Source organism: Marinomonas spartinae, from assembly GCF_900089775.1.
Classification (GTDB): Bacteria; Pseudomonadota; Gammaproteobacteria; order Pseudomonadales; family Marinomonadaceae; genus Marinomonas; species Marinomonas spartinae.
The window spans coordinates 276,262-295,487 of the sequence record NZ_FLOB01000002.1; the positions used below are offsets into that span (position 1 = coordinate 276,262).

The 19,226-nt window shown below is 41.8% G+C and carries 14 protein-coding genes and 2 CRISPR repeat arrays; of the genes, 12 read left to right on the forward strand and 2 right to left on the reverse strand.

Going from position 1 to position 19,226, the window contains the following annotated elements; all coding sequences use genetic code 11:
* The first annotated feature begins 51 nt into the window (after positions 1-51).
* The 10 genes from cas1f (at position 52) to MSP8886_RS05400 (ending at position 15,387) form a co-directional block, all read left to right on the forward strand.
* The gene (gene cas1f, locus MSP8886_RS05355; RefSeq protein ID WP_067013510.1) at positions 52-1,104 is read left to right on the forward strand and encodes a type I-F CRISPR-associated endonuclease Cas1f; all 1,053 of its coding nucleotides are present in this window, start codon (positions 52-54) and stop codon (positions 1,102-1,104) included.
* Entirely contained in the window at positions 1,101-4,391 is a 3,291-nt protein-coding gene (gene cas3f / locus MSP8886_RS05360) for a type I-F CRISPR-associated helicase Cas3f (RefSeq protein WP_067013512.1), read from the forward strand. The genes cas1f and cas3f overlap by 4 nt, the downstream gene beginning before the upstream one ends.
* Positions 4,391-5,824: a type I-F CRISPR-associated protein Csy1 gene (gene csy1 / locus MSP8886_RS05365; protein ID WP_067013514.1), complete on the forward strand. Its 1,434-nt coding sequence runs from the start codon at positions 4,391-4,393 to the stop codon at positions 5,822-5,824. Before cas3f ends, csy1 begins: the two co-directional genes overlap by 1 nt.
* Positions 5,821-6,999 (forward strand): type I-F CRISPR-associated protein Csy2, encoded by a 1,179-nt coding sequence (gene csy2, locus MSP8886_RS05370; RefSeq protein ID WP_067013516.1) that lies wholly within the window; start codon positions 5,821-5,823, stop codon positions 6,997-6,999. The genes csy1 and csy2 overlap by 4 nt, the downstream gene beginning before the upstream one ends.
* 18 nt (positions 7,000-7,017) lie before the next feature.
* The gene (gene csy3 / locus MSP8886_RS05375; protein WP_067013518.1) at positions 7,018-7,998 is read left to right on the forward strand and encodes a type I-F CRISPR-associated protein Csy3; all 981 of its coding nucleotides are present in this window, start codon (positions 7,018-7,020) and stop codon (positions 7,996-7,998) included.
* 12 nt (positions 7,999-8,010) lie between these two features.
* Positions 8,011-8,616 carry a type I-F CRISPR-associated endoribonuclease Cas6/Csy4 gene (gene cas6f / locus MSP8886_RS05380; RefSeq protein WP_067013520.1) on the forward strand — a complete coding sequence of 202 codons (606 nt, stop codon included), beginning with the start codon at positions 8,011-8,013 and terminating at the stop codon, positions 8,614-8,616.
* Positions 8,617-8,746: 130 nt separating this feature from the next.
* A CRISPR array of direct repeats spans positions 8,747-10,997; the repeat unit is 28 nt; unit sequence GTTTGCCGCCGAGCACGCGGCTTAGAAA.
* A gap of 91 nt (positions 10,998-11,088) precedes the next feature.
* Positions 11,089-11,717: direct repeats of the CRISPR family, unit length 28 nt.
* 68 nt (positions 11,718-11,785) lie between these two features.
* Entirely contained in the window at positions 11,786-12,538 is a 753-nt protein-coding gene (locus MSP8886_RS22445) for a hypothetical protein (protein WP_217491327.1), read from the forward strand.
* A 456-nt stretch (positions 12,539-12,994) separates the two neighbouring features.
* Positions 12,995-13,786, forward strand: coding sequence for a hypothetical protein (locus tag MSP8886_RS05390; RefSeq protein WP_067013522.1), 792 nt, complete (start codon positions 12,995-12,997; stop codon positions 13,784-13,786).
* Complete coding sequence (locus tag MSP8886_RS05395; protein ID WP_083200833.1) at positions 13,767-14,588, forward strand: hypothetical protein; 822 nt, start codon at positions 13,767-13,769, stop codon at positions 14,586-14,588. Before MSP8886_RS05390 ends, MSP8886_RS05395 begins: the two co-directional genes overlap by 20 nt.
* 7 nt (positions 14,589-14,595) lie before the next feature.
* Positions 14,596-15,387, forward strand: a complete 792-nt coding sequence (locus MSP8886_RS05400; protein ID WP_067014469.1) for a hypothetical protein — start codon at positions 14,596-14,598, stop codon at positions 15,385-15,387.
* A 215-nt stretch (positions 15,388-15,602) separates the two neighbouring features.
* Here MSP8886_RS05400 and MSP8886_RS05405 read toward each other — a convergent pair whose 3' ends face one another.
* The gene (locus MSP8886_RS05405; RefSeq protein ID WP_067013524.1) at positions 15,603-16,367 is read right to left on the reverse strand and encodes an EAL domain-containing protein; all 765 of its coding nucleotides are present in this window, start codon (positions 16,365-16,367) and stop codon (positions 15,603-15,605) included.
* 248 nt (positions 16,368-16,615) lie between these two features.
* Here MSP8886_RS05405 and MSP8886_RS05410 point away from each other — a divergent pair, with 248 nt between their 5' ends.
* Positions 16,616-17,350, forward strand: a complete 735-nt coding sequence (locus MSP8886_RS05410) for an alpha/beta fold hydrolase (RefSeq protein WP_067013526.1) — start codon at positions 16,616-16,618, stop codon at positions 17,348-17,350.
* 60 nt (positions 17,351-17,410) lie between these two features.
* Here the strand turns inward: MSP8886_RS05410 and MSP8886_RS05415 are convergent, their stop codons facing one another.
* The gene (locus MSP8886_RS05415; protein ID WP_067013528.1) at positions 17,411-18,121 is read right to left on the reverse strand and encodes a pirin family protein; all 711 of its coding nucleotides are present in this window, start codon (positions 18,119-18,121) and stop codon (positions 17,411-17,413) included.
* Positions 18,122-18,299: 178 nt separating this feature from the next.
* Between MSP8886_RS05415 and MSP8886_RS05420 the strand changes: the two genes are divergently transcribed.
* Positions 18,300-19,205, forward strand: a complete 906-nt coding sequence (locus MSP8886_RS05420; RefSeq protein WP_067013530.1) for a LysR substrate-binding domain-containing protein — start codon at positions 18,300-18,302, stop codon at positions 19,203-19,205.
* Positions 19,206-19,226 lie beyond the last annotated feature (21 nt).

Genomic DNA, 19,226 nt, shown 5'->3' on the forward strand with positions numbered 1-19,226 from the left:
GCAAGGCACAGTGGATACAAGGCAAATAACTAGAGCGAGAAGGGACAAACAATGGAACAGTTCTCACCATCGGATATGAAAACCATATTGCACTCCAAGCGAGCCAATATGTACTACCTCGAATACTGTCGGGTGATGCAAAAAGATGGTCGAGTCTTGTATCTCACGGAAGCGCTTTCTAATAAAAAGTCAGGAGAAAACCAATATTTTAATATCCCAATAGCCAACACAACAGTGTTACTACTTGGTAATGGTACCTCGATCACCCAAGCCGCCATGCGCATGTTGGCTCAAGCAGGTGTATTAGTTGGCTTTTGTGGTGGCGGTGGAACGCCACTCTATATGTCGTGTGAAGTAGAATGGTTTACCCCGCAAAGCGAGTATCGCCCCACCGAATACCTTCATGGTTGGTTGCAATTTTGGTTTGATGATGAAAAACGTCTGGATGCCGCGAAAACTTTCCAAACAGCGCGCCTCGATTATCTAGAGCGTATTTGGACAAAAGACAAAGACCTAAAAAGTGAAGGCTTTACACTCCAAGATGCCTCATTGCAAAGCGCTTTTGAAACCTTTCATAACCGAACTGATGCAGCAGCTAAACAGTCCGATTTATTACTAACCGAAGCACAACTGACTAAGGCTTTGTATAAATACGCCGCGAATGCGGTCAGCATTGATGACTTTACACGTCAACACGACTCAAATGACAAAGCCAACGATTTCCTCAACCACGGCAACTATCTTGCCTACGGTTTGGCTGCTTGCTGTTTGTGGGTGCTTGGCATTCCTCATGGTTTTGCTGTTATGCACGGCAAAACTCGACGTGGGGCTTTGGTCTTTGATGTGGCGGATTTGATAAAAGACGCCATCGTTTTGCCTTGGGCCTTTGTCTGTGCCAAAGAAAACGCCACAGAACAAGAATTTCGTCAGCAAATTCTACAAAAATTCACCGACCATAAAGCCTTAGATTTTATGTTTGAGACGGTCAAAAGCATGGCATTACATCTTGGTAGTTCATCAAATAAGCAAAATGACTTCGAAGAACAAGAGACACTTGTAGGTCGTTCTTTAGAGAGACAAAACGACGAGGATACCGAACGATGATGGTGACCTTTGTTTCCCAGTGCGAAAAAAACTCACTCAAAAAGACCCGACGTGTATTAGATGCCTTTGCCAATCGAATCGGTGACAACACATGGCAAACCCTGATTACCGAAGACGGCTTGCTTACCGTCAAAAAAATGCTGCGTCAAACCGCCAGTAAAAACACCGCCGTCAGTTGCCACTGGATAAGAACCCGTGCCAGAAGTGAATTACTTTGGGTGGTGGGGAATAAGAATAAGTTTAATGAACAAGGTATCGTGCCAGTTAATTATACCGAAGGTGATATTGGGCAGTTTATGGACAAAGAAAAGTGGCAGAGCTTGGCAGTAATGAAAAATGCGGTTGCTATTGCCGCACTTTTTCACGATTTTGGTAAGGCAAATATTTTATTTCAGCAAAAACTAAAAGGCGAAGGTAAGAATAAATATGAACCTGTAAGGCATGAATGGGTGTCACTAAGAGTTTTTCAGGCATTTGTTGGGGACAAAACAGATGAGCAGTGGCTAATAGCGTTAACAGAGATAGATAAAAACCATAGTGATGATATTTACCAAGACGGTATTAATGATGGAAGAAATAACCCATTAGTTAATTTGCCTCCTTTTGCTCAGTTAGTCGGTTGGTTAATCCTTAGCCACCATAAATTACCTTTTGTGCCTAGTTGGAAGAAGACGTTAACTCCAGAAACCTCGCCAGCAATTCTGCATAAAAATGGAGTTAGCCCACTAAACAGTTGGTTTGCTGAAGAGTTACAGGTTTTCTGGAATTCTTATAATTTTAAAAATGAAGATAGCCAAAGCTTTTTACACGATAACTGGACGTTTCATAGCGAAGGTTTGCCGTATAAAAGCACCAAGTGGCGGCTTAGAGCTATAGAAGCAGCAGATAAAGCTCTGCAAAATGTTAAACAACTCTCCGCTAAAAGCCTTTTACATGACGAATTGTTTACCAGTCACCTTGCTCGAATGGCTTTGATGCTTGCCGATCATCATTATTCAGCGCAGAAAGAGACCACGCCAGAGTGGCAAAGCCCTAATTATAACGTTTTTGCAAATACTGACAGAGATACAAAAGCACTTAAACAACAGCTTGATGAGCATTTAATTGGTGTGGCTAAACACGCAGTAGATATTGTAGGTGCTTTGCCACAGCTAAAAGGCAGCTTACAGGCGTTGGAAGATAATGAGTTTTTAAAAAGCACCAAAGCTGATGATAAATACGCTTGGCAGATTGCAGCACAAAAAGTGGCATTAGATATAAGTGAATCCAGTAAGAAACAAGGCTTCTTTGGTATTAATATGGCTTCGACAGGTAAGGGGAAAACGCTTGCTAATGCCAAAATTATGTATGCCTTGGCGAGTAAAGAACAAGATTGTCGCTTTACCGTCGCACTGGGTTTAAGAACACTCACCCTACAAACAGGCAGAGAATATCGTAAGCAGTTAGATTTAACCGCAGAGCAATTAGCGATTGCCGTAGGCGGCTCAGCTTCTAAAGCCTTGTTTGAAAACGAGCAACATAAAAAAGCACCTGATGAAAGCTTCGGCACAGGCAGTGAGTCGGTTGAAGACTTTTTAGATCCAGACTTATATGTTGATTATGATTTATCAGGTGTAGAGCACAGTTTACATAGTTGGACTGGCGCTAACCCACGAATTGAAAAGCTAGTGCAAGCGCCCGCGTTGGTTTGCACGATTGACCATTTAATCCCTTCGACGGATGGCACCAAAGGCGGTAAGCAAATAGGGCCGATGTTAAGGCTTCTCACTTCAGATTTAGTTATTGATGAGCCCGATGATTTCGGCTTAGAAGACTTACCTGCTTTGTGTCGGCTGGTTTATTGGGCTGGCATGTTAGGGAGTCGCGTTTTGCTTTCTACCGCCACTATGCCACCAGACTTAGCTTTTGCTGCTTTTCAAGCATATCAAGCTGGTTGGGCTGAATATGCCAAAGTGAATATTGCTGAATGGAACAAAAGCGTTAACTGTGCTTGGTTTGATGAGCGTCCAAAGGGCGGTGCTCATAAAGCGGAAGTTCGAGAATTCTCTAGCTTTAAAGAGCAACATGAAAAGTATGTTAAAAAACGAGAGGAATATTTAAGTTATGGCCTAGAAAAACACAAAGCTGAGATTCTTGATAACCTAACAAGAACTGACAATATCTACGTCAATTTTGCTCAAACCATTATGCAGGGCGCTCTTGCCTTGCATAAAAACAACCATGTAAAGCTGGATGATAAACAGGTGTCAATTGGTTTAGTGCGTATGGCTAATATCAACCCAATGGTTGTCGTCACTAAGGCTTTATTAAACTTACCCGCACCTGAAAATACACATATACATTTATGCGTATATCACAGTCGTTATCCTTTGGCAGTGCGTTCTTACCTTGAAGGTGAGTTAGACCAAATACTGAATCGCAAGGAAAACTGGCCACCTCAAAACCTCCAGAATCTAGTCAACAAAACAGCAGCAAAAAACCAGCTATTTATTGTATTAGCATCACCTGTAGCAGAGGTTGGGCGTGACCACGATTATGATTGGGCAATCATTGAGCCAAGCTCCATGCGCTCCATTATTCAGATAGCAGGGCGGGTGCTAAGGCATCGAGATCAAGTTCCAGAGCAAGAAAACATTCTATTAATTAACCAAAATATCAAACAGCTTAAAGGCTGTGAACGCTGTTTTAATCAACCGGGTTTTGAAGTAGAAAATTTAAAACTTAAGCTGAATAAACATACGTTAAGAGAAGTATTGGATAAATCACAATATCAATCGATCAATGCAGTAGAAAGAGTGATTAAAAGCAAACAACCACCGCTAGAAAACTTGGTGTCACTAGAGCATGAAGCATTAAGTAGAAAGGTTAATGAAAGAAGTCTTACCGCCTTTTGGTGGAAAGAACAGGCACATTGGTGTGGTGTATTGCAAAACTTACAAGTCTTTAGAAAATCCGCCAAAGATGAAGCTTTGTATTTGCTTTATAAGAATAATGAGTTGATGTGGGAGTGGAAGAATGAGGCGGTTTTTTCTCCTAAAATGGGGGCGCTCTCAGGGGCTGGTATTTCGATAAAAGAAGAACCTGCCATTATGCCAGCTGAAGGCATCAGCTTTTGGTTTGATTTAAACCCACACCGTATATACGCAGAATTAGCCAACGATTTTAATACCAGCGAAGAAGAAGCTTCCCAGCTTTTTGGCGAGTTAAGGCTGGTTAGCTACAAAAAAAATGACATAAACGAATACAGATATTTTTCTAATTTAGGAATTTACCAAGAGGTGCAGTGATGACTGAAGAAGTTAAGATTAATAGTTGGCGTGATGTAATAATTTTGTTTTTTCAGACAAAAGTAAACACATCCGCTTTAGCTAAAGCGAGTAAGTATATAGAAGATAATTCTGCAAAGCTTAAAATTGAAAATAATGCAAAAAAGCGGGAGCGACTTTCAATTTCAATAGAAGAAAAGAAGTTGGATTTTGAAAATCTAAAAGACAACCCGGATGAAATAATAGAGTGGCTAGATGGGAACACAGTAAAAAAAATATCAACTGGAAATAGAATAATTAAATCTACTCATCCTTTAAAATTCAGTCATAGCTCAGCACCCAATGACGGAGTTTTAGTTGATTATGAAGATGAATTACCTTTGTTAAATACTGCTTCTATTTCGAACGATTCGAAAACTTTCGATATGGCGCATAATAATGGTGCATTAATAAGTATCTCTAGATTTTTAGCATTGACTTATGGTGGAGTTTCTATTTATGACTTGATCTTGGAAAATGACTTTTGTTTTTTAGATGGTTTTTATAAAAATAAAGAACAACTTGAAATATGGAAGTTAGGCTTTTCAGAGCTTGTAGAGAAAAGAAGCATAAAATCAGCAAGTTTTACGAAGCAGATATATTTTCCTGTGAATTGTGAAAGCTATCACCTACTAGCTCCATTGACTTCATCTACACTTGCCGAATCAATTTTTACTAAAATAACAAGTGTTAAATACAAAAAAAAAGCTGATTATTTCTATAGCGACGGTTCTTTAAGCCCGAGGCTCATAATACCAAAAAATAAAAATGCCGTTATTAGAGTTGGTGGAAACAATCCACAGAATGTATCAATGCTAAATAGAGGTAGAAACTGGAAGCCCTATAAAGATTCAACGAGTTCTTATGGTGTTGTCTATGTGGTTTCATCTGAGCCTCCAGTATGCTATTCACAACTAAAAGCACCCACCTACAAAGAAAACTTTTTTTATGAATTATCAAAAAATTATGAAGTTAAAGAAACTATTCAATATTTGGCTGATTTTCTAATCCGATTTGAAAACTTACAACTCAGCATTAAAGACCCTAAGCGTATGCGCTGGGTTAATGATTGGATTGAAAACCTAGCTGATGAGGTGCTGGTTTATGTTAAGACTATACAAGACTTGCCACCAGGTTGGTCTGCCAAAGAGGGGATTAAATTAAAACCAGAGCACCAAGTTTTATTAGATTGTTATCGCCAAGATGACGATTTTTTAGCGATTAAAAACAGTAGCGATTGGCAGGCGGTCATCATCCAAGACTTTGCGGCTTGGCTGAATAATCGCCTAACAAGAGCAAATGAAAAATTTACACCACAAGATGCACATACCAAGCTGTGGAAGAAAATTTTCAAAGCTAATTTTAGAGAAGAATTTGATACCAAAGGATTAACACCGCAGGAGGAAAAAGCATGAGCCAGTACTTATTAATTGAAAGAATTAAGGTGCAAAACGCTAATGCAGCCTCTGGTTTTACTTGGGGCTTTCCAGCCATAACCAATTTTTTAGGTTTTAGCCATAATTTATGTAGAAAATTAACAGAAGATTCTAGTCTGAACAGTTTATCTCTGGGTGGATGTGCAGTTATTGCACACAGTAGTCATTCAAATACGTTCGAAGTAGAAAATGGACTGTTATTTTCTCAACATAGGGGAACTAGTTATTTAGATACAACAAATCCAGCAGATACATACAAATCACCATCTATTATTGAAGAAGCCAAAATGAATATGACAGTTTCTTTATTAATCCCTGTAGAGGGTTACTTAGGTGGTTTACAGGAATTATTGAAGGAATTTATTAAAAACGCGTGCCAAATACAGCGTTTAGCCGGTGGAACTGTGTTGTCAGTAGCGAATGTAGATATTATTGATTTGGCTAAGGACGAACAGCTTAAAAGTATTAGAAGAAAACTATTACCGGGCTTTATTTTGCAAAATAGATCCAGTTATTTAGCAGAGCATTTTTCAATGCTTAAAGAGAGTAACCCCAAAGCAGAGTTACTTGATGCGTGGTTTGATTTTATTGCCTTGAAGCAAGTAGCTAGGCCAGCCTGTGAGTTGTTAGATAGACACTTGGCTGACCAGGCTGAAAAATCAGAACCTCTTTCGTTGTTAAATGATATCTGGCTTGAACATAAAAGCCAGCCGTACCAACAAGAAAACCTACCTAATGAGCTAATTACTTACTTTGCAGAACAGCAAGAATGCATTGATCCTAAAATTTTAATGCAATGGCAAAACTACTTAGAGCCAAATGAAAAAACATCGGCTAATTGGGAATACGCCAAAAAACCACAATCGGGTTATTTAGTCCCAATAATGACGGGTTACAAAGCCATTACTGACGTTTACCCAGCAGGTGAAATTGATGGTGCTAGAGATTCTGAAACAGATCTATGTTTTGTAGAAGCTGTACATTCTATTGGTGAATGGCAAAGCGTACATCGTTTAAAAAAACTAGAGCAATGGCAAACCAGTGTGTGGCGCTATGCGCCTTATGAAAAAGATTGGTACATGTGCCAGCAAGGCGTAGTAACTGAAAACCAAGCATTACCCACCGAATCATCAAGCGATGAAGTTTATTACTAATTTAAAAAGGAAATACCTATGACTATACAACTACCAAGTATGCTAGCTTTTGAACGAAAACTAGAAACATCTGACGCTTTGATGTTTTCAGGTGAGTGGGAAAGTATTACATCTGATGAAAAATGGCAGGATATTAAAATCAGTAAGCGTTGGAATAGATCTACAAAAAGTGCTGAAGGAACAAAAGAAGGAGAGATGAGTGAAGCTAACCCTGTTTCTCAAGGAGCCGAGGATGCCAATCTACCTCAGAAACATGACACTCTAAAAGTAAGCTTTAGTTTGCGTGTAGTGGGCAACCTTGGTGTCCCTTTTGGTTGTAACTCGCCAGCTTTTAGTAATGCAATTAAGGCTAAAACAGCTGCTTTTAAAGAACGTGAAGGTATTAATACGTTGGCTTATCGTTATGCTTACAACTTGGCCAATGGCCGTTTTTTATGGCGTAATCGTGTTGGAGCAGAAGAAATAACGATTTTAGTTAAAGCAGGTGATAACTCCTTCACATTTAATGCGTATGACTTTTCTTTAAATGAGTTTGAAAAATCTAGCGAAAATGCAGATCTGCAAAAGCTAGCAGCAATCATTGCTGAGGGTTTACAAGGTGACCAACAAAGCTTTGTTCTCGTTGAAGTGGATGCTTTTGTAAAACTAGGTCATCAGCAACATGTGTTCCCCTCTCAAGAAATGAACATGGGTGAAAAGGGCAAGGTCTTATTTAAACTTGGAGGCTGTGCTGCTATTCATAACGTAAAAATAGGCAATGCTGTTCGTACTATTGATACTTGGTATAACCGTTATGAAGAATACGGGCAGCCTATTGCTATTGAACCCTTCGGTGCTGTTACCCAAATTGGTGACGCTTTCCGTAAAAACAAAAAAGAAGGTGACTTATATTCATTAATGATTGATTGGGTAAACGGCAGTGAATTAGTACCAGAACAACAAGCGTATGTTATGGCTAATTTAATTCGCGGTGGTGTGTTCAGTAAGTCATCTAAATAAAGGAAGTCAACTATGCGTTTTTATCAAGAAATAACCCTTATAAAAACGCCTGAGATTTCACCCTATTTTATCTGGGGAAAGCTCTACATGCAGTTGCATTTGGCATTAGTAGAACAACAAAACCCAGATAAAACAGTGAATACTGGCGTTAGTTTTCCTGAGTATAAATATATCCAAAAAGAAGATGGAGTGTTTGCCAGCTTAGGCTCAAAGTTAAGAGTGTTTGCGAATACCGAAATTGAGTTACAGCAACTTAACCTAGTCAAATGGTTAGATCGTCTAACTGACTATGTACATATAAAAAGCGTTGCAGAGGTGCCAGATAATGTGCAGGGTTATGAAACCTTTAATCGTCGTTGTAAATCTGGCTCACCAGACAAGCATATTAGAAGGCGAATGAAACGTCATAATGAAACATGGGAACAAGCGGCAGAATTTTTTAAAGGCTACAACATGGAAAAAGCCGATAAAGATCTGCCTTTTATTCGAATGAAAAGCCTACATAGTGATAACGAGTTTTGTATGAGCATCACTAGAAAAGAAGCTGAGTTGTCCAATAAACACGTTATGTTTAACACCTACGGACTGAGTGCAGAAGGTGTTTTACCCAAGTTTTAACCAATAAAATTTGCTCTTTAAAAAAATACTTTAAAAACAGAAAGTTACAACATGCAGAAAAAACATTGGTAAAAACGTCTATTTTTACCTAACGGCATGTTGTAACTTGTTTTTTTGCAACTAGACTATTGTTTGCCGCCGAGCACGCGGCTTAGAAATGTTTGCTTCCTCAATGTTGCAATAAGTTCTTGTTTGCCGCCGAGCACGCGGCTTAGAAATGTAACGCCTTGGCAGATGTACAAGGCTCAGCGTTTGCCGCCGAGCACGCGGCTTAGAAAACAAAAGCATTATCAAATCGTGATACACCAAGGTTTGCCGCCGAGCACGCGGCTTAGAAAAAAAACGATGTCACGAATTACAGTCTTCAGGGGTTTGCCGCCGAGCACGCGGCTTAGAAAAAAAACGGCTTGATGGGGTGTCATATCAATCAGTTTGCCGCCGAGCACGCGGCTTAGAAATGAAAGTCTTTCTGAAAACCACTGAGTGTCTTGTTTGCCGCCGAGCACGCGGCTTAGAAAACCAAGAAAGACCAGGCGAAAGAGGTGTGGAAGTTTGCCGCCGAGCACGCGGCTTAGAAACAGATAAAGTAAAGGATGTGTTTGATGAGTAAGTTTGCCGCCGAGCACGCGGCTTAGAAAAGAGCCAGAGGAACCAACAAAGAGCGCATGTTGTTTGCCGCCGAGCACGCGGCTTAGAAAAAATACACCGCGTCTTTTTTGCGCTCTTGGCGGTTTGCCGCCGAGCACGCGGCTTAGAAAATACGACGAAACCTTCTATTTATCGCATGTACGTTTGCCGCCGAGCACGCGGCTTAGAAAGGATATAACTTCATTCTCGTTTAGCAAATAAAGTTTGCCGCCGAGCACGCGGCTTAGAAAATTTTGGTAAATTCGTCTTCGATGAGTATGTTGTTTGCCGCCGAGCACGCGGCTTAGAAATCATCAATGACAGTAAGCCCCAGCCCACTAACGTTTGCCGCCGAGCACGCGGCTTAGAAAATCTCCTGAACCATTACCGATGAGATCTGATAGTTTGCCGCCGAGCACGCGGCTTAGAAAAGTTAAAAAAAGACCTGCAAAATCTAAAAAATGTTTGCCGCCGAGCACGCGGCTTAGAAAGCCAAGCACTGAGCGTTCAGCCGAGATTGAATGTTTGCCGCCGAGCACGCGGCTTAGAAATAATACCGCAAGCCATGAAAGGCAAGCCAGCTGTTTGCCGCCGAGCACGCGGCTTAGAAAGATTGATTCTAAATTTCCATCTCGCGACAGCCGTTTGCCGCCGAGCACGCGGCTTAGAAATATCTCGAAAGTATGGTAGCGGTGAACCAGTAGTTTGCCGCCGAGCACGCGGCTTAGAAATTTAGGGGAAAACTTATGGCGCGCTATTTGTCGTTTGCCGCCGAGCACGCGGCTTAGAAAAAGAGATTGAAAAGCTCAACTTCTGGCTCAAAGTTTGCCGCCGAGCACGCGGCTTAGAAAAGTTTGCGGATGATGGCGTATTCCAAACCCACTGTTTGCCGCCGAGCACGCGGCTTAGAAATAATAACCCCAAAAATGGTAGAGACCGTATTTGTTTGCCGCCGAGCACGCGACTTAGAAACAACGCTCAACAACGTCGAAAACTACACCAACGTTTGCCGCCGAGCACGCGGCTTAGAAACGTTGGACTTTGCAACAGCAGAGGGCCAGCCTGTTTGCCGCCGAGCACGCGGCTTAGAAAAGTAGCGGGGCTCACAGAAAGCGTTAATCTTCGTTTGCCGCCGAGCACGCGGCTTAGAAACTGTGGCGTTTTGACTGTCACGTAAGCTCCGAGTTTGCCGCCGAGCACGCGGCTTAGAAAAATAAGCGCAAATGTTACGCTTATTGGTAATTGTTTGCCGCCGAGCACGCGGCTTAGGAATGGCGCAGTAATTGACCGTCTTTTTATCGAATGTTTGCCGCCGAGCACGCGGCTTAGAAAACATCCCGATATTCGTCATCACGATAAGCACGGTTTGCCGCCGAGCACGCGGCTTAGAAACTTACGCGGTTGTAGAAATGAAAAGTTTAGACGTTTGCCGCCGAGCACGCGGCTTAGAAAAATAAAATCCAGCGCCTCAGCCATGCCCAACTGTTTGCCGCCGAGCACGCGGCTTAGAAAGACCACGCGAACCAGCGAGAGTTTGATGTGTTGTTTGCCGCCGAACAGGCGGCTTAGAAAAAGAAGCTCATTACTTCTTCAGGTTTACTCATTCTTCACCGCCGAACAGGCGGCTTAGAAATTGCTCCGCTCCCCAGCAAATACAGACAAAAGCTTCACCGCCGAACAGGCGGCTTAGAAATAGGCTATTAGGATTAATCACCCCTTGCATCTCTTCACCGCCGAACAGGCGGCTTAGAAAAGCATTCAAAACCATGTGTTAGAACTGATGAACTTCACTGCCGAACAGGCGGCTTAGAAATTTGTTGATGGACTCAAGATAATCACCTTCTTCTTCACCGCCGAACAGGCGGCTTAGAAAAGCAGTGTTCCACCTTGCCCCATCTTCAAAGCCTTCACCGCCGAACAGGCGGCTTAGAAAGAGGAGGATGTTAGGCGTAATCGTGAAATGATCTTCACCGCCGAACAGGCGGCTTAGAAAGCGAGCGGGTATGGTCGTTTCTTGCAATGGTTCTTCACCGCCGAACAGGCGGCTTAGAAATTGTGGCTGATTGAATCCACCTTGCTGTTGCCCTTCACCGCCGAACAGGCGGCTTAGAAAATGCGTTTGTGCGCAAGTTTAGATCTGGCGCAACTTCACCGCCGAACAGGCGGCTTAGAAAATAGTCGGTCGCCAACAGCGCCAAAGCCTTGGCTTCACCGCCGAACAGGCGGCTTAGAAAGAGACAGCGCGCCATTTTTTAGATTAGGTCAACTTCACCGCCGAACAGGCGGCTTAGAAATAATGGTGACACGGTGGGGGATTTCATGTTGCCTTCACCGCCGAACAGGCGGCTTAGAAATGAAATTTCACTTGCGGCATATGCAAGGCTTCCTTCACCGCCGAACAGGCGGCTTAGAAAGAATACCACCGCACCGATGCGGCGGCTCATTTCTTCACCGCCGAGCACGCGGCTTAGAAAAACGGGTCTAGATTAACGTTGCGAAGTTCCGTATGATTTTGGCCTGCCTATGGAAGAGGGATCATATTATGACTTGGAAACACTCAGGGAAAGTTGAGGCATTTGACGAGATTGGCTTAGATCAGCAGATGGCACAGCAGTATGGTTTGGCATATAACCCTGCAGATCTGATGAGTGCGCGTATTTTTATTTCTCGTCAAGCGCTTGCTATGCTAGCAAGCCTTAACCATTTCGATCAGCAAAAAGTGATCAAAGAAATCGCTTTTGTCTGTAATAACCCCAATAGTTGCAGCTCCACTAAGCACAGCTTAATGCCATTTAAGCGCTTCTATCGTACAAAAGATCAGTTTCGTTCTTATCATTACCTAATTGACTTTAAAATCACGAAAAATGATCAAGTAGTTATTCATGATATCTATCTTGATCAAACGCTTGTTGGTCCAAAGTCGAGACACCGTTTAGAACGTAATATGCTTTACAATGTTAAACGAATAGGTGGCCGTTTTAATGGTGCTCTGGATGACGATGATCTTAAGCGGTCAATAGGGGCGTGGAGTCAAGATTTAGAAGCAGAGAGTCAAATATCTAATCAACATGCTGCTGTTAATGGTATGCAAAATGATTTGAATAAAGCAACATGGTTAATGGGGGCACATTTGGATGCAGCCTATCCGAATGATGACTTTGATACTTATACATTATTTCATAATCCGACTGATCGCATGTTTTATGATGTGGTCGAATGCGTTTTCGATAAGCGCCAAGGCACGAAATCACAGAATGCGCAACATCTAGCCGCCATATTTTATCAAAATCAGTAACAGGGCAAAAAAGTTAAATGGGTTGTTCATAGTCAAGGGGCAATCATCTTTACGGCAGCCTTAGAAGAGTATCGAAAGTGCTATAGTGTCTTATTAACATCTCAACAAGTGGCTATACATGCTCCTGGTGCCTATGTACCTCGTTTAAAGTTAGCCGCTAACCAACTAGGAATGAAGGTTAATCAACCAAAAAGTAACCCTTTTGACCTTGTGCCAAATATCGCTGGAGCAAATAACCTATCACCAAGTAGTTTAGTCCGCAGTTTAAAGTTTTTTGGTTTAACCTTTTTTGGAACTGAACTGACTAGCCCCCATACCTTACCCTATTTAGGTCTTGAGTCTTATCATGCTCAGTTAAGAATGGCGGGCAATCATCGTAGAGCACAAGATATATTAAATTATATAGAAAAGAACACTTAATGTGCTCTTTTCTAATCTTATAAAAAGGCCTTTTATATGATTTTCAAGAAAATATTGCATGGATATCGTGGAGGTATTAAACGAAAACGTTCCTCTCATACCTCTTTTCATTTGGACGGTGGTTTTAACTTAATTTTAGATTTGCCTATATGTAATCCACCAAAAACATTTAGTTCAAAATGGATGGATTACCCTTTCACAGAGCCAGGTTGGTTTGAAAGTAATTATAGCCAAATAGGTCATGCTAGGTATATACCAGTGTGTGAATATTATTGGTTTTACTATCCTATCGTTCCTACTCCATTTCGAGGGGAGCTAGGTCATTTACGTCTTAATTTCATGGTTGAAAAAATAACTGAAGATGTTAGTAATGTAGATGAACTAGGTGACGCAATATTGTCTAAGTACAATGAATATTATAATTCATCCATTATTGGGAAGTATTTATTAGGATATAACACTGAAATAATTGAATCTGTGGAAGAATTCTCGGCTTGTCGAACAACACCACTTAATGAAGAAGAAAAAAAAGAGTTAGTGCAATTTCGTATTAACAAGGGTGGCTTTCCTATAATTAATGAGTTTGAAAAGAAAACATACAACAATGTAGATTGGGTTAAAATCAAGGAAATACGTTCAGAAGGTATGAAGAAGAAATATTTTTATGCCACCTTGCTAAATAAAGGATTCTACTTGTTGGCTAATTTTACATTAGATACGAATATGTCCCACAGTGGTAAAAAGTGGTACAAAGATGCTGAGGCTTCTATTCCCCGCTTAATGGAAGGGATTAAACTAGAGTTTTTAGATGATACGGAAAAAACATAAGACTTTAATTAGGTCTATAAGACAGCTGTTTTTTGGCTATCGAGGCGGTCCAGATTTCAACTGCTTAGAACAGAAAAGCTTCTATTTGGACAGTGGATTTAATCTTATTTTAGAACTGCCTAGAAATAACCCTAAAAAGTTAGCTTCGTCTAAATGGAAAGACTATCCCTTTACTGAGTCAGGATGGTTTGAGAGTAATTATAGTCAAATAGGTCACTCTAAATACATACCTGTATACGAAGCTTACTGGTTTTTTTGGCCGCTTATTCCAACTCCTTTGAGAGGCGAACTCGGTCATCTACGTATTAATTTTAGTGTATCTAAACTTTCTAAATCGGTAAATAACTGTCTTGAACTAGGTGAAGAGGTATTAAAAGAATATAATGATTACTATAACTCACCAATTATTGGGAAATACGGCTTAGGTCATAATGCAGAAATTATAAATAAGGTAGATGCTCACTCTGAACGTAGGGCTATACCATTTAGCGAAGAGGAAAGAAAAGAGCAAATTGAAATTAATATGAAAAATAGAGGGTATCCTTATCTCAAAGAATTTGACTGCTTAGAGATTAACGGGGTTGATTGGATTAGATATGTTGAAATAAAATCGAGCGATTTTAAGAAAAAAAATGTATATGCTAGTCTATTAGGTGATGAATATTATTTGTCTGTTGAGTTTTATTTATCAACTAATATGTCGCATAGTGGTAAAAATTGGTACAAAGATGCGGAGGATTCCATTCCTAGGTTAATGCAGGGAGTTAGTTTACAGCCTTTAAATGCAAATACCAATAAGTAAAAGGACTATGCTTATTAAGAAGCTACTATATGGCTATCGTGGTGGGGTAAATTTCAAATATTTTTCTCAGGAGTTTTATACTTTAGATGAAAAGATTAAAGTTGATTTGAACTTGCCGATATGTAACCCAATAAAGCCAAAAAAAGCCAAACTTGTAAACTATCCACTTTCTAGTTCTGACTGGTTTGAAAATAATTATAATCAAATATTGCATTCCAAATATATTCCAATACATGAAGCCTACTGGTTTTATTGGCCTGTTATACCAGTTCCTTTTCAAGGCGAATTAGGTAATTTGCGTCTCAATATTACTGCTTCTAAGGCTATGTCTCCAGTATCTAATATTGATGAGTTGGGACTAATCATATTAAAAGAATATAATGAGTATTATAATTCCCCTGTGATAGGTAAGTACTTTAAGGGGCATAATGTGAAGTTGGCTAATAATATGAATCAGGAGCTGGATAGGCGAGCAACAAAATACTCTAGGGAAGAGAGAGAAGATCTTATAGCATCTTGTATCTTTGAATCTGGTTTTCCTGAAATTAACCATTTCGAAAAAAATAATGTTAATGGTATAAAATGGGTTAGATACATTGAAGGAGGATCAGACGTTATGCAAAAAAAGTATGTGTATGCCACACTATTAAATGAAGAGTTTTATCTTCTGGCTAATTTTACATTAGATACGAATATGTCTCACAGTGGTAAAAAGTGGTACAAAGATGCTGAAGCTTCTATTCCCCGATTAATGGAAGGAATTAATTTAGAATTTTTAGATGTGATTGAGAAAAATTAAAACCGATTATATCTATTAAAAAGCTATTTATTCCATGGATATGATGATAAATCAGATTTTAAACGGTCATAACAGGAGGCTTAGAAAGTACCCTCCCCAAATTTATGACAAACAATTGCCTTCACCGCCGAACAGGCGGATTAAAAATTACTCCATTCCGAAGGAGATTAGCGTCAACACTTTACTGTCGCAGATGCGGCTTAGGTCAGGTCGATTTATCCCCAGTTGATTTCGGCAAGGGATTCGAAGCTGGGTTTGGCAAAGTAGTAGCCTTGGAATAGGTGGATTCCCATGTCTTCTAGGGTGTGGTATTCGGCTTGTTTTTCGATGCCTTCAGCGATGATGGTGATATTAAGATCGTTAAATAGGTTGATGAGGTTTTTGACGATGGTTTGTCGGGTTTTGTCTTGGTCGATGTTTCTGATCAAGGCGATGTCAATTTTGATGATGTCGGTTTGTAGGTCAGCAAGTTGATTGAGGCCATTGAAGCCAGCGCCAAAGTCGTCTGTGGCGGTGAGAAAGCCTTGGTCTTTATAGTATTCGATGATGGATTTTAAGTGCTGGCTATCGATAATTTGTTCGTTTTCGGTGAATTCAAAGATGATTTTTTCTTGCGGAAATTGGTATAACTCGGCGGCGTTTAGTGTGGTGCGCAGGCACAGTTCTGGCTTGTAAATGGCGTTGGGCAGAAAGTTGATGCTTAAGCGGCTGTCGGTTGTTTGTATGCCCAGTTCTGAAGCCAATTTGATGGCTTTTACGCGACAGCTCTGGTCAAAACGGTAGAGGTTGGTTTGGTTAACGTTTTGCAGGACTTGATAAGCACTTTCTTGGTTGAGCCCCCGCACGAGCGCTTCTTGTGCGTAGATGCTTTTGTTCTTGGTGTTAATAATGGGCTGAAACGCCATAGTGAAGTCAAACTCAAGATCGCAAGCGTTGGCGCATTGGGTGCAGCCAAGTGGTTTAAAGTCTGTTTGTCTCATTGAGTTTAAGCCTCTTTTGTTAAGTGGTGACGCTTTATCAGGTGATGCTGCCTTTTATACCTCGACAAGATTCTAGGGTGGTTGTGCTTGTGATGCGAATCAAGAGTCTTTTAAATTGTAAGTGACCTTTTAGCGGATTGTCCTTTTGTTTTGTGTGATCTTTTGTTTTTATGGACAGGGGTGAATGGTTAAGTGAAACATGAGTAGGGCAGTGTTTATCATGAAAACTTGATAAAAAGGAGGGCGTGATGTCGTATCTATTCCTACCTGGTTTGTTATGTGATGCTGCTGTTTGGCAGTCAGTGTTGTCTCCGTTTCCTCGTGATGAGGTGTCGGTGGTGGATTATGGGGATGCCGATTCCATAGAAGCCATGGCGGAGGCCGTGTTGCAATCGTCCCCAGAGCGTTTTGTTCTGGTGGGGCATTCTATGGGAGGCTTGGTGGCGTTAGAGGTTTGTCGTCAAGCACCGGAGCGCGTGAGTCATTTGGTTTTGTTGGATACGGGCTATAAGGCGCTTCCGAAAGATCACAAAGGGGAGCAGGAAAAAGCCTCTCTGCTCGCTTTGCTGGCACTGGCTAAAGAGCAAGGAATGGCAGCAATGGGGCGCCAATTGCTAGCGGAGATGGTTCATCCAGATCGCTTAAAGGACGATCCTTTGGTCTCGTCTATATTAGCGATGATGGAGCGGCAAACGTTGGCAACCTTTACGGCTCAGGTCAATGCATTGGTACAGCGTCCCGATGCGACTTGTGTGTTACGTGAGGTGGCGTGCCCTGTATTATTGATGTGTGGTCGTCAGGACAGTTGGACCCCTGTTTCGCTGCATGAGGCGATGTTGTTGCTGGTGCCGGATGGCGAGTTGCATGTGATCGAGGAATCGGGGCATGTGACGCCCATGGAGCAGCCGCAGGCGGTGGTCAGTCAGTTGCAAGCTTGGTTAGCGCTTAATCAAGCAGATAAAGAAAGAGAAAGCCTAATTTGATAATAAATTAGGCTTTTTTTATTTCTGTCAGATTGGCCAAAGTCATCCGATATAAGGAGGTTAGTGCGCCGCTTCAACTAGGTCAAACACTAGGGCTTTGACAGTGTCTTGTCCTGTATTGTGAAGTTGCACTTTGCCCTCTTCGGTGATTTTTGCACCGTCGCCTGGATGGAGTACTGTTCCATCTTGTAGGGTCAGTTCGCCTTCAATTTGATGAATGTAGAGACTGCGTTTGTTTTCCACATTTAGATCCTGTGCTTTGTCAGCCGATAAGATCAATTGATGAAGGCTGGCATTTTGCTTGATGCTTAAGGTGCCGTCGCGGCCATCAGGGGTGATGACGGTGGTTAGGCCTTCTTGTTGACCAAAATCCTTTTGTTGATAACCAGGTGTACCACCAAATTCGTTTGGTTGAATCCAAATTTGTAGGAATTTTAGCGTCTGCGAATCGGAGGCGTTGAATTCGCTATGGTAGATGCCTTTGCCAGCGGACATCAGCTGGAATTCCCCAGCGGGTAGTTCTTTGATATTACCAGTACTGTCTTTGTGAGCTATACGGCCTTGTAGTACGTAGCTGATAATTTCCATGTCTTTGTGACCATGGGTTTCAAAGCCTGCGCTTGGGGTGACGGTATCGTCGTTGATAACACGCAGATGTGAGAATCCCATGTGTTTAGGGTCATAGTAATGGCCAAATGAAAAAGTGTGGTGACTGTTTAACCAACCGAAGTTTGCGGTGCCACGATCCTCTGCTTTTCTAATGGTAATCATACTGCTTCTCCTAATAGTGTGTTTGTGGCGAGCAGGATGTATGCCTGTTGTGAGCTTGTGTTAAGTCACGTCGCCTAAGGTATAGAAGCAGTGTAGGCGTTAAGAAAGGCAAAGAAAATCGGAAGCTTTTGAGGTAGTATTTCAAAAATATTGAAGGCCAATGGATAAGGGGGTGTTTATGGCTCATGCGGTTACGTTAGAGGCATTACGGGTATTGGAGGCGATTGAGCAATTTGGCAGTTTTGCTGCCGCTGCGGATGCATTGTATAAAGTGCCGTCTGCCTTGACCTATACGATGAAAAAATTAGAAGAAGATTTAGGCGTTAGTTTGTTTGATCGCTCTCGCCAACGGGCGGTGCTTACCCCTGCTGGACGGCTTGTGCTTGATAAAGGGCGAACGATATTAGACGCCGCAGCGCGCTTGGAGGATTCGGTTAAGCAGTTAGAGTCTGGCTGGGAGCCAAAGCTGCGTATCGCTCGTGATACGGCGTTGCCAGAGTTGCCATTATTGACGGTAGTGGGGGCGTTTTTGGCGCAAAACCGTCCAGTGCAGATCAGTTTATCGGAAGAAGCCATTGCGGGGGCTTGGGATGCTTTGCAGGATGATAGGGTGGATTTGGTCGTCGGAGCATCGGGGGATTTGCCCAAAGGGCGCTTTCATACTCGCCCAATTGGCGAACTTGAGTTTGTCTTTACAGTGGCACCGACTCATCCGCTAGCGTTAACAGAAGGCCCCATTACTGCAGCTCAGCTGCGTGAACATCCGTCGATTGTGGTGGCGGATTCAACCAAGATTTTACCACAACGGGATTCTGGCCTGTTTGAAAGCCGCCAGGTGCTTCGAGTCGATAATATGATGAGTAAAGTTCAGGCCTTGTGTTTAGGGTTGGGCGTGGGATATTTGCCGAGGCACTTTGTCGATCATGAAGTGATGTCTGGACGGCTGGTTATCAGAGAGTGTGAACTACCAAGACAGAATCACATGAGTTATATCGCTTGGCGCAAAGATGACCCAGGCCGAGGATTAAGCTGGTTTATTGAGGCTTTAGCAGCACAAGATTGGCAGCTATTGAAGGTTGAATAGACGCTAACGCATTATTTCTTG

What these genes read in the sequence shown, in the direction of transcription:
- cas3f (WP_067013512.1), top strand. Translation starts at nt 1,101, where the DNA reads ATGATGGTGACCTTTGTTTCCCAGTGCGAAAAAAACTCACTCAAAAAG.
- csy1 (WP_067013514.1), top strand. Translation starts at nt 4,391, where the DNA reads ATGACTGAAGAAGTTAAGATTAATAGTTGGCGTGATGTAATAATTTTG.
- cas1f (WP_067013510.1), top strand. Translation starts at nt 52, where the DNA reads ATGGAACAGTTCTCACCATCGGATATGAAAACCATATTGCACTCCAAG.
- MSP8886_RS05400 (WP_067014469.1), top strand. Translation starts at nt 14,596, where the DNA reads ATGCTTATTAAGAAGCTACTATATGGCTATCGTGGTGGGGTAAATTTC.
- MSP8886_RS05390 (WP_067013522.1), top strand. Translation starts at nt 12,995, where the DNA reads ATGATTTTCAAGAAAATATTGCATGGATATCGTGGAGGTATTAAACGA.
- MSP8886_RS05405 (WP_067013524.1), bottom strand. Translation starts at nt 16,367, where the DNA reads ATGAGACAAACAGACTTTAAACCACTTGGCTGCACCCAATGCGCCAAC.
- MSP8886_RS05415 (WP_067013528.1), bottom strand. Translation starts at nt 18,121, where the DNA reads ATGATTACCATTAGAAAAGCAGAGGATCGTGGCACCGCAAACTTCGGT.
- csy2 (WP_067013516.1), top strand. Translation starts at nt 5,821, where the DNA reads ATGAGCCAGTACTTATTAATTGAAAGAATTAAGGTGCAAAACGCTAAT.
- csy3 (WP_067013518.1), top strand. Translation starts at nt 7,018, where the DNA reads ATGACTATACAACTACCAAGTATGCTAGCTTTTGAACGAAAACTAGAA.
- MSP8886_RS05410 (WP_067013526.1), top strand. Translation starts at nt 16,616, where the DNA reads ATGTCGTATCTATTCCTACCTGGTTTGTTATGTGATGCTGCTGTTTGG.
- cas6f (WP_067013520.1), top strand. Translation starts at nt 8,011, where the DNA reads ATGCGTTTTTATCAAGAAATAACCCTTATAAAAACGCCTGAGATTTCA.
- MSP8886_RS05420 (WP_067013530.1), top strand. Translation starts at nt 18,300, where the DNA reads ATGGCTCATGCGGTTACGTTAGAGGCATTACGGGTATTGGAGGCGATT.
- MSP8886_RS22445 (WP_217491327.1), top strand. Translation starts at nt 11,786, where the DNA reads ATGACTTGGAAACACTCAGGGAAAGTTGAGGCATTTGACGAGATTGGC.
- MSP8886_RS05395 (WP_083200833.1), top strand. Translation starts at nt 13,767, where the DNA reads ATGATACGGAAAAAACATAAGACTTTAATTAGGTCTATAAGACAGCTG.